The organism is Hamadaea flava (genome assembly GCF_024172085.1).
Lineage (GTDB): Bacteria > Actinomycetota > Actinomycetes > Mycobacteriales > Micromonosporaceae > Hamadaea > Hamadaea flava.
Genome location: NZ_JAMZDZ010000001.1, coordinates 3,605,030 through 3,618,403 on the forward strand (window position 1 = coordinate 3,605,030; position 13,374 = coordinate 3,618,403).

At 68.8% G+C, this 13,374-nt stretch carries 15 protein-coding genes; 4 read left to right on the forward strand and 11 right to left on the reverse strand.

Annotated elements, in window-relative coordinates:
* Nucleotides 1-46 precede the first annotated feature (46 nt).
* From HDA40_RS16820 to HDA40_RS42135, 5 genes are read right to left on the reverse strand one after another with little or no spacing between them, the layout of a single operon-like run.
* Complete coding sequence (locus HDA40_RS16820; protein WP_253756873.1) at nucleotides 47-793, reverse strand: SDR family oxidoreductase; 747 nt, start codon at nucleotides 791-793, stop codon at nucleotides 47-49.
* Nucleotides 794-800: 7 nt separating this feature from the next.
* On the reverse strand, nucleotides 801-1,415 hold the full coding sequence (locus tag HDA40_RS16825) for a GTP-binding protein (RefSeq protein WP_253756875.1): 615 nt from the start codon (nucleotides 1,413-1,415) through the stop codon (nucleotides 801-803).
* Complete coding sequence (locus tag HDA40_RS16830) at nucleotides 1,396-1,776, reverse strand: DUF742 domain-containing protein (protein ID WP_253756877.1); 381 nt, start codon at nucleotides 1,774-1,776, stop codon at nucleotides 1,396-1,398. Before HDA40_RS16830 ends, HDA40_RS16825 begins: the two co-directional genes overlap by 20 nt.
* 37 nt (nucleotides 1,777-1,813) lie before the next feature.
* The gene (locus HDA40_RS16835) at nucleotides 1,814-2,206 is read right to left on the reverse strand and encodes a roadblock/LC7 domain-containing protein (RefSeq protein WP_253763656.1); all 393 of its coding nucleotides are present in this window, start codon (nucleotides 2,204-2,206) and stop codon (nucleotides 1,814-1,816) included.
* 11 nt (nucleotides 2,207-2,217) lie between these two features.
* Complete coding sequence (locus tag HDA40_RS42135; RefSeq protein WP_253756880.1) at nucleotides 2,218-5,040, reverse strand: sensor histidine kinase; 2,823 nt, start codon at nucleotides 5,038-5,040, stop codon at nucleotides 2,218-2,220.
* A gap of 196 nt (nucleotides 5,041-5,236) precedes the next feature.
* Here HDA40_RS42135 and HDA40_RS16845 point away from each other — a divergent pair, with 196 nt between their 5' ends.
* On the forward strand, nucleotides 5,237-6,397 hold the full coding sequence (locus tag HDA40_RS16845) for an ABC transporter substrate-binding protein (RefSeq protein WP_253756883.1): 1,161 nt from the start codon (nucleotides 5,237-5,239) through the stop codon (nucleotides 6,395-6,397).
* Between the two features lie 90 nt (nucleotides 6,398-6,487).
* Here HDA40_RS16845 and HDA40_RS16850 read toward each other — a convergent pair whose 3' ends face one another.
* Entirely contained in the window at nucleotides 6,488-7,255 is a 768-nt protein-coding gene (locus HDA40_RS16850) for an ABC transporter permease (protein WP_253756886.1), read from the reverse strand.
* 107 nt (nucleotides 7,256-7,362) lie between these two features.
* The gene (locus tag HDA40_RS16855; RefSeq protein ID WP_253756889.1) at nucleotides 7,363-8,397 is read right to left on the reverse strand and encodes an ABC transporter substrate-binding protein; all 1,035 of its coding nucleotides are present in this window, start codon (nucleotides 8,395-8,397) and stop codon (nucleotides 7,363-7,365) included.
* A 180-nt stretch (nucleotides 8,398-8,577) separates the two neighbouring features.
* Here HDA40_RS16855 and HDA40_RS16860 point away from each other — a divergent pair, with 180 nt between their 5' ends.
* Genes HDA40_RS16860 through HDA40_RS16870 form a run of 3 tightly spaced genes read left to right on the forward strand, consistent with a single transcriptional unit; the run spans nucleotide 8,578 to nucleotide 10,149 of the window.
* Entirely contained in the window at nucleotides 8,578-9,351 is a 774-nt protein-coding gene (locus HDA40_RS16860) for an ABC transporter ATP-binding protein (RefSeq protein ID WP_253756891.1), read from the forward strand.
* The gene (locus tag HDA40_RS16865) at nucleotides 9,348-9,668 is read left to right on the forward strand and encodes a cupin domain-containing protein (RefSeq protein ID WP_253756893.1); all 321 of its coding nucleotides are present in this window, start codon (nucleotides 9,348-9,350) and stop codon (nucleotides 9,666-9,668) included. The genes HDA40_RS16860 and HDA40_RS16865 overlap by 4 nt, the downstream gene beginning before the upstream one ends.
* A 19-nt stretch (nucleotides 9,669-9,687) precedes the next feature.
* On the forward strand, nucleotides 9,688-10,149 hold the full coding sequence (locus HDA40_RS16870; RefSeq protein WP_253756895.1) for a nitroreductase/quinone reductase family protein: 462 nt from the start codon (nucleotides 9,688-9,690) through the stop codon (nucleotides 10,147-10,149).
* 156 nt (nucleotides 10,150-10,305) lie between these two features.
* Here the strand turns inward: HDA40_RS16870 and HDA40_RS16875 are convergent, their stop codons facing one another.
* From HDA40_RS16875 to HDA40_RS16890, 4 genes are all read right to left on the reverse strand, one after another.
* Nucleotides 10,306-10,977: a VIT1/CCC1 transporter family protein gene (locus tag HDA40_RS16875; protein WP_253756898.1), complete on the reverse strand. Its 672-nt coding sequence runs from the start codon at nucleotides 10,975-10,977 to the stop codon at nucleotides 10,306-10,308.
* A gap of 203 nt (nucleotides 10,978-11,180) precedes the next feature.
* Nucleotides 11,181-12,035: a type I methionyl aminopeptidase gene (map, locus tag HDA40_RS16880; protein ID WP_253756901.1), complete on the reverse strand. Its 855-nt coding sequence runs from the start codon at nucleotides 12,033-12,035 to the stop codon at nucleotides 11,181-11,183.
* 10 nt (nucleotides 12,036-12,045) lie between these two features.
* Nucleotides 12,046-12,648 (reverse strand): pyridoxamine 5'-phosphate oxidase family protein, encoded by a 603-nt coding sequence (locus HDA40_RS16885; protein WP_253756903.1) that lies wholly within the window; start codon nucleotides 12,646-12,648, stop codon nucleotides 12,046-12,048.
* Nucleotides 12,649-12,668: 20 nt separating this feature from the next.
* Nucleotides 12,669-13,373 (reverse strand): gamma-glutamyl-gamma-aminobutyrate hydrolase family protein, encoded by a 705-nt coding sequence (locus HDA40_RS16890; protein WP_253756906.1) that lies wholly within the window; start codon nucleotides 13,371-13,373, stop codon nucleotides 12,669-12,671.
* Nucleotide 13,374 lies beyond the last annotated feature (1 nt).

Sequence of the window (13,374 nt, forward strand, 5' to 3'; positions counted from 1 at the left end):
GTCCGGGGCGACCGGAAGGATGCGTATCCCTGATCTGCAGGGAGAGTCAGTGGGTGTTCTCGTTGTTGAGCCGATGGAAGATCGCCTCGGGGTCGACCTTGGCCTGCGCGGAGAGTCCGATCAGGATCTCCTGCTCGCCGCTTTCGAGACCCGCGACTGCCTGGCGGACCAACTCCGGCACCGGCATGCCGCCTTGTGTCGAGTTCGGATCGTCGCGCAGCTCCGCCCCGATCGTGGTGTCCACCTTGGGTGGCAACACCTCGATGACGTCGATGCCCCGATCCCGCAGCTGGTAACGCATCGAGATGGACAGCGAGTGCAGCGCGGCCTTGGTCGCGCTGTAGACGCCGATCTCGACGAGCGGCGTGAACGCCAGCGCCGACGTCGTGTTCACGATCGCCGGCTTCGGGCGGGTGGCGAGGTGGTCGACGAGCAGCGAAGCCAGGTGCAGCGGCGCGAGGAGGTTGATCTCCAGCTGCTGCTGCGCCTTGACCAGGTCGATCGGCTGCGTGACGTCGAAGCGGTATTGCACCGCCGCGTTGTTGAAGATCACGTCGAGGTCGGGGTGCTCCTTCACGACCCACTCCGCGAGCTCCACCCGCTGCGCGGCGTCCTCCAGATCGCACTGTCGCGCGTGGATGCGCGGAGAGAGCGCGCTGACCTCGGCCAGCCGGGTCTCGTCCCGCCCGAGGGCGATGACGGTGTTTCCCAGCTCGGCGAAGCGCAGCGCCAGCGCGCGCCCGATGCCGTTGGACCCGCCGGTGAGCAGGATGGTCCGGTCGTTCAGAATCATCGAAGCCTCACCGTACGGGCATGCTGAGCTGGGGGTTCTCGTCCTGGATCATCTGGATCGCGTGTTCGACCGACTTGATGAGCACCTGCTTGGTGGACTCACGGTGCCGGGCGTCGCATTCCAGGATCGGCACCCGGGCGGGCACCGCCAGCGCCTCCGCGATCTCGTCGACGCCGTACCGGCGGGTGCCGTCGAAGATGTTGAGCGCGACGATGTAAGGCAGCCCGCGACTCTCGAAGAAGTCGATGGGCGCGAAGGAGTCGGCCAGCCGGCGGGTGTCCACCAGGACCACCGCGACCAGCGCACCCCGCATGAGTTCGTCCCACATGAACCAGAACCGGGTCTGCCCCGGCGTACCGAAGAGGTAGAGGATCAGGTCCGACGCGATGGTGATCCGGCCGAAGTCCATGGCCACCGTGGTGGACTCCTTGCCGGGCACCTTCGAGGCGTCGTCGATCCCGACTCCGGCGGAGGTCATGATGGCCTCGGTCGTCAGCGGGGTGATCTCGGAGACGGTGCCGACCAAAGTGGTCTTCCCTACGCCGAAACCACCCGCGATGACGATCTTCGCGGACGTGATCTGCTGCGAGGGCCCCGTGGTGTCAAAGCCTGCGTAGTCCACTTAAGACCCTTTCCAAGACGTGCAAACGATCGTTGACGCTCTGTTCCCGAGCGATCTGGTGCAGGTCGAGCAAGCCCTCGGCGACCATGTCGGCGACGAGCACCCGGGCCACACCGAACGGCATCTGAAGCAACGCGGCCACCTCGGCCAGCGAGCGGGGAGCGCCGTCACACAAGCTCGAAATCCGGTTCTTGTGCTGGCCGGCGAACCGGCCCTCTTGCCGCCCCGCGGGAGTGGTGACGAGCACCGACTCGATCGCGATGTCCTGCCGCGGTTCCGTCCGGCCGCGCGTGACGGCGTACGGACGCACCAGGGCGCCCCGCGGATCTCGGCGGAAGCCTTCCTCGTCAGGCTGAGCCACGACTCGCCACCCCCACTCTCACGACCCTCGCCAAGCCCTACGACTGCCGGGCGAACTCGCGGGTGCCCGGAGTGAGCGCGCCGCCCACCCGGTCCACCAGCAACGCCATCTCATAGCCGACCTGGCCGACGTCGGAGCTTCGCGCCGCGAGCACCGCCAGGGCCGAACCGTCGCTCACCGACATGAGGAACAGGAAACCTGCGTCCATCTCGATGATGGTCTGCCGGATCGGCCCACCGTCGAACGCGCGGGACGCGCCGTCGGTCAGGCTGATCACCCCGGCCGTGATCGCGGCGAGCTGGTCAGCCCGCTCCTCGGGCAAATCCTGCGTCGCGGCGAGCAGCAGTCCGTCGGCGGAGACCGCCACGACGTGCGCCACGCCAGGCACCTGGTAACTGAAGTTGTTCAGCAGCCAGCTGATGTTCTGCATCTTCGGGCCGGTCATCGACGTTCCTCATTCTGTGCTCTGCTTTGCTGCGGACTGGACAGGTCGTCCCGCCCGCGCTGCACCCCACGGGTGTACGCCGACAGCAGGCCCTGCACCTGTTCGGGCGTGCGCTTGACCCGGGCGGGCGCCGGTTGATCGACGCTGCCGGGGACGAGGTTCGCCTGCGGCGTACGGATCGGCAGTCCCGACTTCGTCGTGGTGGAGGTGTCTGGTGCCGCAGCCGCGGCCGCAGCGCGCCAGCCGGTGTCGGCCGTCGTCTGCCAGCTCTCCGTCGGCGGGGACTGCCAACTGTCCTGGCTGGACCCGTTCTGCCAGCTGTCCTGGCCGGACGGTTCCGGCCGGGTCGCCGACGTCCGCGGCAGGTCGTCGTGCGTGGCCCGGAACTGCGCGGGCGGCGCGCCGGCGCTGGGCCAGTCGGATCGAGCCGTCTCCTGCCGTACTGCCGCCCGGGCGGTGACCCGGGCCGGTTCCGGCCGCTGCGGCGACTGCTGCTGCGACCAGGGTTCCGACACAGTCGGCGACGTGGTGGTGGAACCGAACCAGGTCGCCTGCATCTGGCGGAAGATCGGCAGCTCGGCGGTGTCGTCCGAAGCTCGCATCGGCGGCGCGATCGGCGCCATCGGCGCGATCGGCGGGCTCTGCGTCGCCGTCGCGGTCGGAGCGGACACCGGGACCGCCGACACCGAGATCGGCATCGTGGTGTTCGGGTCGCCGGAGATCCGCTGTCCCGGTACGCGAGTCGGCAGCTCCGGCTCCCGGAAACCGACTGGCTCACGCGGCGCTTCCCGGGGGGCGGGCGGCGCCTCACGCGGCGGCGACGGCAGGGCTGCGTGCCGGCCGCTCTCCTCGATGGCCAGGTGACGCCGCTGACGCAGCGCGTTGTCCGCCGATCGCGGCAGCACCAGGATGCTGCGGGGCAGCACCAGACCGGCGGTGATCCCGCTGTCGGCGTTGCGGCGCAGCTCGGCCTTGATGCCGTAGCGGTGGGCCAGCCGGCTGACGACGCCCAGACCCATCATCCGGAACGACGAGACGTCGACCGATCCGGGCTGGTCGAGCCGCTCGTTCACCGACTGCAGCTGCTCGTCGGTCATGCCGAGACCGCGGTCCTCGACCTGGATCAGGACGTAGTCGCCGATGCGGCGGGCGTCGGCGACCACGACCGTCCCCGGCGGAGAGAATCGCGTGCCGTTGTCCATCAGCTCGGCCGTCATCCGGACGACGTCGTTGACCGCGTGCGCGGCGATCGCCGTGTCGGCGTCGACCGTGCTGAACTCCACCCGGTCGTACAGCTCGACCTCGGACTGGGCGGCGCGGAGCACGTCTTCCAGGCCGGCGTCCTCCCGGCGGGCCGGGCTCGCGTCGGCGCCCGCGAGGACCAGCAGGTTCTCGTCGTTGCGGCGCATTCGGGTCGCGAGGTGGTCCAGCCGGAACATGCGGGCCAGCCGCTTGGGGTCCTGCTCGTGCTGCTCGATCGAGTCCAGTTCGGCGATCATCCGGTCGACCAGGGTCTGCGACCGGCGGGCCAGGCTCAGGAACATCGCCGACACCGTGCCGCGCAGGACGGCCTGGTCGGCCGCGATGCGGACGGCTTCCCGGTGGACGACGTTGAACGCCTGCGCCACCTGCCCGATCTCGTCCTTGCCGCGAACCTGGATCTCGTCGCGCACTTCGGAAGCGAGTTGATCGGCGCTGCGTTCGTCGAGGCCGCGGGCGTCCCGCAGCCGCTCGACCGTCTCGGGGAGGCTGCGGTGCGCCACCACGAGCGCGCCGCCACGCAGCCGTTCCAGCGACCGCACCATCATCCGGGCCACGTACGCCGCCATCAGGATGGCGAGCAGCAGGGCCGCGATGAGCAGTGACGACTCGATGATCGCCTGCCGGGTCACTTCGGCGGACAGCGCGTTGATCGCGTCACCGAGCTGCCACTCGAGTCGCTGCTGCGCGTAGCGCATCAGGTCGACCTCAGCCCCGATGGCCCGGGACGCCTCCATCGCGGCGTCCATCCCGCGGTTGCTGCCGCCACGCGAGCGGCTCACGTCGTCGGCCGCCGCATCGGCGAGCACGATGGCGTCACCGCTGACGAACGTCCGCGCGGTGGCCCATTGCTCCGCGCTGGCCTGCCGGAGGAAGTCCTGGAAGGCCTGCTGTTGGGTGGTCAGCGTGGCGAGGAAGGTCGACTGTTGTTCCTCGCTGATCGCACTGCTCTGGGTCAGCGTCACGAACGCGACCGCCTGCTGTTCGGCCGCGGCGCCTTGGGCGGCGGCGAACGCGGCGACGGCGCGGGCGCTCCCGGTCAGGTCACTGCCGACGCCGATCTCCTCGGCGGCGTCAGTGATGTAGCCGGTCATGTCGGCGAGGATGGCGGAATACCGCAGCACGACCTGGGCCACCGTGGTGTCCTTGCGGGCCTGGGCTTCCTTGCGGATGTCGGCCAGACCGTCCAGGTGGGTGTCGATGCGGTGCAGCGGCGCCTGGAGGGAGCTCGGCGGGTCGTCGAGCGCCTTCAGCGCCTCCCGATAGGAGCCGACTTCCGCGTCGGTCTCCGCCATCGGAGCGCTCAGGCTGTTCGCGTCGGCCGTGCTGTCCGCGACGAATCGCGCGAACGCCATCCGTTCGTGGTGCAGGGCGTAGCTCAACGCGGTGACCCGCGAAGACAGTGTCGTTAGATGATTGGACAGTCGAGCGTCCGCCGCACGCTGGCCGCTGTCGACCAGTCGCGCCGCGGCCAGGCCCACGGTACTGAGTACCGGGACCAACAGCACGACCGCCAGCTTCGTCCGGATCCGCGCGTCGCGCAGGCTCACACGTGGCACGGCGCCGATTCCACCATGTCGGGTCCGATCGCGACAAGCCGAGCGGAGCAGATTCCCAGTATCATGGACCGATTTCCTCCGTCGCCCCGCGAAGATCATAAAGTGGACTGTCTGAAGTCGACAGACTAGGGCACCCCGACTTGACCCGCTATGGCAGGGCTGGCAAGGTGTGCTCGGTTGACCGAGAGGGAGTCCGATGGCACGCGTACGCGCCCGTCTATCCACAGTGATTTCGCTGGCGACGCTGCTGGCCGCGACGGCATGCAGTTCACCCCTCACACCGAGTAAGCCCGATGAATTGGTCATCGGAGCGGACCTCGAGCTGTCCGGGGCGTACGCCGAAATGGGGACCGCCTTCGAGCGTGCCCTCCGGCTGCGAGTGGAGCAGTTGAACGCGACCGGCGATCGGCCGATCCGCGTCGTCTACCGCGACAACCGCAGCGACAAGAGCCTGTCCCAGTCGAACATCGCGGCGTTGGCCGCCGACTCGGAGATCAGCGCCATCATCACCGGCGCCTGCGGCGAGTGCGCGCTGGCGTCGTCGGCGGCGGTGACGCAGAAGGGCATCCCGCTGCTGTCGCTGGCCGGCGCGAGCGAGCTGGCCGACACCGACAAGGCGGGCAAGTTCGTCTTCAAGGTCGGACCGAACGCCAAGGACGGCGCGGCCGCCCTGGTCGCGCAGCTCAGCTCGACCCGGGTCAAGAAGGTCTCGCTGATCACGACGAACGACCAGTACGGCGACGACGGCGAGGAAGCCCTCACCGACGCGCTGAAGAATGCGGGCATCGACCTGCTGACCTCCCGCGAGGTCTCGGTCACCGCCACCGAGTTCAGCCAGACGGTCTCGACGGCGCTGGACGAGCACCCGGACGCGCTGATCGCCTGGACGGGCGCCTCGGTCGCCGGGGAGATCGCGGTCGACGCGCGCGCCACCGGCTTCAAGGGCAAGCTGCTGTTCGACACCGGGGCAGGCGGCGACCTGTTCTTCAACAAGGCCACCGCGCACGCCGCCGAAGGCGCGCTGATGGCCTTCCCGCAGACGATGGTCATCGACGAGGTCATCGCGACCAACCCGGCGAAGTCCTTCCGGCAGCAGTGGTTCCGGGACTACACCGCCAGCTACGGCGGCTACAGCGGGTACGCCTCCTACGCGGCCGACGCGCTGGAGCTGCTCGTCGAGGCGGCCAACCGGTCCGGCAGCACCAGCCGGGCGAGCCTGCGGGACACGCTGGACTTCCTGCAGATCGACGGGTTCACCGGACCGTTGAGCTTCCGGCCCGACGACCACTCCGCCGTGATGCCGCAGACGCTCACGCTGCTGGTCGTCCGGGGCGGACGGTGGCGGCTCGCCTCCTGAGCCCTTCTCAGCAGCAGATCAGGGATATGCAGGCTTCCGAGGTGCTCGGAAAGATGCATATCCCTGATCTGTATGTAGGGGCGGGGTGGGTCAGGCGGTGACGCTCCGGACCCAGGGCAGCAGCAGCCACTCGATCGCCTCGACGAGCAGGTACAGCGCGACGCTCACGAGAGCGAGCATGATCAGCGCGGCGAACATCAACTCCATGTCCGTCTGTCCGCTGGCGGCGGTAATGACGTACCCCAGGCCGCTGTCACCGCCGATCAACTCGCCGATCGTCGAACCGACCGCGGCCAGCGGCATAGCCACCTTCAGGCCGGTGAACAACTGAGGCAGTGCTCCCGGCAGCCGGATCTTCACAAAAGTCTGCCAACGGGAGGCCCGGATCGCCCGGGCCAACTCGGCCAGTTCGGCGGGTGTGCTGCGCAGGCCGGCGGTCATGCCGAGCACGATCGGGAAGAAGCACAGCAGCACCACCATGGCCAGCCGGGCTTGGTAGGTCAGCCCGAGCCAGACCATCATCACCGGCGCCAGCGCGATCTTCGGAACCGCGTTGACGGCGACGAGCAGCGGCGAAAACGTCTGGTCCACCATGCGCGAGCTGAACAACACCAAGCCGATCACCATGCCACCGACGGTGGCGATGGCGAAGCCGAGCAGGATCTCCCAGGTGCTCACCCAGGCCATCTGCCAGAGATACCCGGTCTTCTGGCCGTACGCGTCAAGGACGCCACCGGGCGGCGGCAGCACGATCTTCGGCGGGTGGAACACTCGCACGCCGGCCCACCACGCGAGTACGAGCAACGCCGATCCGAGCAGCGGATAGACGACCAGCGCCAGCGAGCGGATCCTCGTCATGGGCTCTCCTTGCCATCATGCGGGGTCTCCGGCGCCCGATCGGCAGCCGGAGACCCCGTTTGCGTCAACGCCGGGCTTTCGCGGCCCCGGCGCGCTTAACCGGCCGGTCAGGCCTTCGGCGTCATGTCGAAGGACACGATCTGCTCGGGCTTGAGCGAAGTGGGAATGGTGCCCGAGCCGGAGAGGATCGCGAGCGCGCGGGCGACGCGGTCCTGCTCCAGCGCGCCGATGACCGAGGACGAACCCCGGACGAAGGACGCCATGATCTTCAGCTCGGCCGAGGCGGTCGCCGCCTTCGCCGTCGGGACCTCGCCCGCCAGGATCTGGCCGGCCTCGTCCGGGTTGTCGACCGCGTACTTGAGGCCCTTCATCAGCGCGCCGTTGAAGCGCTTGACGAGGTCGGGCTTCTCCTTGGTCATCTTCTCCGTCGCGAGGACGGTGTTGCCGTACAGGTCGGTGAGGAAGTCGCTGTACGACAGCGAGACCGCGGTCTTGCCGCCCGAGGCCGCCTCGATGGTCGGCTTACCCACGATGAACTGGCCGATCGCGTCGACGCTCTTGCTGGCGAGCGCGGCGGGCAGGTTCGGCGCGGGCAGGTTCACGAACTGCACCTTGCTCGCGTCGATCCCGGCGAGCTTGGCGTACGTCGGGAACAGCGTGCCGATGATCGAACCCGAGGGGTCGCCGATCTTCTTGCCCTCGAGGTCCTTGGGCGCGCTGATGCCGTAGCCGTCCAGCGTCATGACGCCCGCGAGCGAGCGCTGGAGGACCGCGGAGATGCCGACCAGGCCCGACGCCTGGCCCTTGCCGACCGCGATCGCGACCGCGGCGAAGTCGACGACGACGAAGTCCGCCTGGCCACCGGCCAGGAGCTTGATGTTGTCGCCACTGCCGTTGCCGGGCTTGATCGAGACGTCCAGACCGGCTTCGGTGAAGAAGCCCTTCTTCTTGGCCACATAGGCGTACGCCTCGCGACCGAACGTCCCGAACGATGTTACGTAGTTAACTTTGTCGGTGCTGCCGTTGCCGGAGGACTGAGGAGCTGGATCGTCGGAGGAAGAGTCCGAGCAAGCGGCAGTCGCCGCGGCGATACCCGCGCCGAGGGCCGCCACCAGCGCAGACCGTCGAGTCAGCGTCGTCATGAGGGGGTTCCTTCCGGTGCTTTCGGATCTTGATAGATCCCGTCCAACCGCACAGCCTAGAACTCACCATCCTCGGTGGACAGCTTTGCCCACGTCTCGGAACGGCCACGAATAATCCCAGAAATGGTGGGAGCGCTAAACTCTGCCAGTCCGTCCAGCCTCGACCGGAAGGCGTACGCCGTGATCACAGTAGAAGGAGTGTCGCAGACATTCCGTAGCGGCAAGGGCGTCGTCGAGGCGCTCGCCGACCTCAATCTCAACATCCACGATGGAGAGTGCGTCGCCGTCATCGGCCGCTCGGGCTGCGGAAAGTCCACTTTGCTGCGCCTCATCGCCGGACTCCTGCCGCCGACGACCGGCACGGTGGCCGTGGACGGGGCAGCCGTGACGAAGCCGCGAAGCGACGTCGCCATGATGTTCCAGCGCCCGGCTCTGCTGCCGTGGCGGAACGTGCTGAACAACGTCATGCTCCCCCTGGAGATCAGCAAGGAGCGCAACGACGAGGGCCGCCGTCGCGCCCGGGACCTCCTGGAGCTGGCCGGACTGGGCGGCTTCGAGAACCGGCTGCCGCACGAGCTGTCGGGCGGGATGCAGCAGCGGGTCGCGCTGTGCCGCGCCCTGGTCACCGAGCCTCGCGTACTGCTCATGGATGAACCGTTCTCGGCGCTCGACTCGCTGACCCGCATCGAACTCGGCGAAGAGCTGCAACGAGTGCACATGAGCCGCAAGACCACCATCGTCCTCGTGACGCACTCGATCGAGGAGGCCGTGCTGCTCGCCGACCGCGTCGTCGTGCTCAGCTCCCGGCCCGGCCGCGTACGCGACGTGGTCGAGGTGAAGATCCCCCGCCCGCGCGAGCTCGGCCCCAGCGCGCACCTCACCGAGGTCGCCGAGGCCAGCGCACAGCTACACGGCCTGCTCATGGCCCCCACCCCCGCAAGGAGCGCATCGTGACCGACGTCCGCGAGATCCAGCTCGGCCCGGTCGGCCAACAGGTCGTCTTCGAGAACGAGCACGTACGCGTCTGGGAGATCACCCTGGCGCCGGGCGAGTCGCAGATGTGGCACCGACACGAGAACCCCTACCTCGTCATGGCCTTGGCCGGTGCGAGCAACCGGATCGACCCGATCGACGGCGGCGAGCCCCGGCGGGTGTCGGAAGAGGCCGGCAACGTGATCTTCCGGCCGGCCGGCGAGGTGCACATGCTCACCAACGAAGGCGACACGACCTACCGCAGCCGCCTCGTGGAGCTGTTGACTACCAGCCGGTAGTCCCCGGCATACTGTCGCGATGCTCGTCAAGCTCGCGCAGCGCCTAGGCCGTCACCAGTGGTTCGCCCGGACGATGCGGGTCATCCTGCCACCCCTGGACATCCGGGTGGCCCGCCTCACCAAGGGCAAGGTCGTCGCCCTCGGCATCCTGCCGTCGCTCGTGCTCACCACGACCGGCCGCAAATCCGGCGAGCCCCGGCGCCAGCCGCTCATCTACGTCCCGGACGGCGACGGCTACGTGGTCATCGGCTCCAACTGGGGACAGCCGAACCATCCGGCCTGGTCAGGCAACCTCCTGGCCGCCCCAGCCGCGAGCGTGCTGTTGAAGGGGCAGGAGATCCCGGTACGCGCCGAGCTGGCCGAAGGCCCCGAACGGGAGCGCCTCTGGGAGCTGCTCCTGCTGACCTGGCCCGCATATTCGGCGTACGCCGAGCGCTCCGGTCGACGGCTGCGGATCTTCAAGCTGAACCCCACCCGCTGACCCCGTTACCTGGCGTCCGCCGGGCCCTCCCGTTTGGCGTTGATCATGCCCGCGGGGAGTTGATCAGGCTGCTGCGGACGCGACACGCCGGTTGATCACGACCTTTAGTTCATGATCACGCCAAAAAGGCCCGCGGAGGGTGGGGCGGCGGGAGCGTTAGAGGGCGGTGGTGGAGCCGTCGATCAGCTTGCCGATCGCGTACGTGGCCCCGGCCGCCAGCAGCCCCAGCACCAGCTGCCGTGTCCCCGACGTCCACCAGCTGCGGTGGGTGAATCGGGAGGTCAGCGCGCCTGCCACGAACAGGCCGACGCCGCCGATGGCCAGGGCCATCCAGAGCGAATCGCTGCCGAGCAGGAACGAGATCAGTGGGATCAGCGCGCCGACGGAGAAGCAGAGGAACGAGCTGATCGCGGCGGTCCACGGGCTCGGCTGCGCATCGGGGACGACGCCGAGTTCTTCCTGGGCGTGGACCCGCAGGGCTTCCTCCGGGTTGTCCTTCAGGAAGTGCGCCACCTGCCGGGCCAGATCCTCCGGCAGCCCGCGCTCCATCCAGTTCAGCGCGAGTTCTTCGGCTTCGGCGTGCGGGTTGCGTTCGAGTTCCCGCCGTTCCTTGGCGAGTTCGGCCTCCAGCTGGTCGTTGGCGGTCGTGACGCTGGTGTACTCCCCCAGCGCCATCGAGATCGCGCCGGCGACCAGGCCGGCCATGCCGGTGAGGATGATCGCGTCGCGGGACAGCCCGCCGCCGCCGACGCCGGCGATGAGGCCGATGTTGGTGACGAGCCCGTCCATCGCGCCGAAGACGGCCGCGCGCAGCCAGCCGCCGGTCACGTCCGCGTGGTGGTGCTCGTTCAGCGCCGCCGGAACCGCGTCGGCGTCCCCCCGTGAAGAGCCGCCCCCACGCGAAGAGCCGTCACGATACGGAGAGCCGCCCCCACGCGAAGAGCCGTCACGATACGGAGAGCCGCCCCCACGCGAAGAGCCGTCACCGGCCGGTGAAACGGCCGGAGGAACGTCCCCGCCAGGAGAGTCGGTCACGGCAGTGTCAGGATCTCGTGCCCGTCCTCGGTGACGAGGATGGTGTGCTCGAACTGCGCCGTCCAGCGCCGGTCCTTGGTGGTCGCGGTCCAGCCGTCCGGCCACATGTCGAAGTCGGTCGTCCCGAGCGTGATCATCGGCTCGATGGTGAAAGTCATCCCCGGCACCATCTCCTCCGTCGCGCCCGGCGAGTCGAAGTGGGGCACGAACAGCCCACTGTGGAAGGCGCGGCCGATGCCGTGGCCCCCGAAATGGCGTACCACGCCGTAGCCGAACCGCTTCGCGTACGACTCGATGACCCGGCCGATGACGTTGATCTGCCGGCCGGGCGCCACGGCCTTGACGGCCCGCATGGTCGCCTCGTGCGTGCGCTCGACGAGCAGCCGGTGCTCCTCGGAGACCTCGCCGACGCAGAACGTGGCGTCGGTGTCGCCGTGGACCCCGTGGATGAACGCGGTCACGTCGACGTTGATGATGTCGCCGTCCTCGATGACCGTGGTGTCCGGGATGCCGTGGCAGATGACCTCGTTGAGGCTGGTGCAGCAGCTCTTCGGGTAGCCCCGGTAGCCGAGGGTGGACGGGTAGGCGCCATGGTCGCAGAGGAACTCGTGGACGACCCGGTCGATCTCCTCGGTGGTGACCCCGGGCTTGCAGTGCTCCCCGGCCAGGACGGTGGCCTGCGCCGCGAGGCGGCCGGCGATGCGCATCTTCTCGATCGTCTCGGCGTCCTGAACCTCGGTGCCGAGCCGCTTCGGCTCCTTGCGGCCGACATACTCCGGCCGCGGAATTTTCGCAGGCACCTGCCGCATCGGGGACTGTTTCCCGGGCTTCAGCGGAGCGCGTACCGTCACGATCTCGACCCTACCAGCGGAGCGGCACCCCATCGATGCTGGTGGCGTTCTTGCGGGCCCGGTATTCGGCCTGCTCCTCGGGGCTGCGGCGGTCCCAGTAGCGGCTCAGCAGATCGCGGTCGCCCTGGTACTCCATCAGCGGAACCGCGAAGCCGCACGAGTCGCTCACCCGCGTGACCTCGACCACGTTGATGTTGCGCAGGCCGGGTGCCGGCTCCGGAAAATTCTCGAGCATCTGCTCGAATCCCGGGTCCTGCGGCAACAGCACTCGGCCATGGCCGTGCAGTCGGTAGATCTTCGGCGGTCCGCTGAACGCGCAGAACATCAAGGTGATGCGGCCACCGCCCGCCGGGGAGGGCTTGCCCGAGCCGCCAGAAGTGCGGTCAGTCTCGCGGTCGTCGCGCAGGTGCGAGACCGTCTCATTCCCGCTTCCGCCATATTCCAGATACGCACAACGCAGCGGCCCGAGCACGGCGAAGCTGCCGCTCATCCCCTTCGGGGACAGGTTGAGGTGGCCGGACGGATCGGCCGGGGCGGTCGCGACGAAGAACATAGGCTGCGCCAGCAGGAAGTCGCGAATGCTGTCGTCGATGTGCGGATAGACCTGGCCCATGACTGGATCATGGCAGCGCGTCACAGATTTTGGGACGCGCTTACCAAACTCTGGAACAGCGGGGTCTCCGGATCGGTCTCCGGATGCCACTGGACGGCGACGGCGTACCGGTGGATCGGGGACTCCATGGCCTCGATGACGCCGTCCTCGACGCACCAGCCGACGGGGGTGAACGCCCCTGGATCGGCGACCGCCTGGTGGTGCAGCGTACTGGTCTTCGCCACGGCGCCCATGATCCCGTGCAACCGGGACTGCGGGTCCACCTGCACCGCGTGCTCCCCGTACGCCACCTGGTCGAACGGCGGCGGCCGGTGCAGGTTGGTGCTGACGAGATCGGGCAGATGCTGGTGCAGCGAGCCGCCGGTGACCACCGCGAGCAGCTGCATCCCCCGGCACACGCCCAGCACCGGGAGGTCCCGGTCCAGGGCGCCCCGCGCCAGCAGCGACTCCGCGGAGTCCCGGTACGCCTTGGGCCGCGTCGCCGGATGCCGCTCCTGCCCGTACCGGGCGGGGTCGATGTCCGCCCCACCGGTCAGGACGAGCCCGTCGAGGACGTCGAGCACATCGGCGTCCACGTCGTCCGGCGGCAGCAGGACGGGGCGCCCGCCGGCGGCCTGGATGGCCTGGACATAGGTCACGTGCAGGAGCGCGGCCGGGGTGTCCCGGTACAGCGCCCAGCTGGCGGGCTCCTGATAGGTGGTCAGCCCGATGATCGGTCGTCTCACA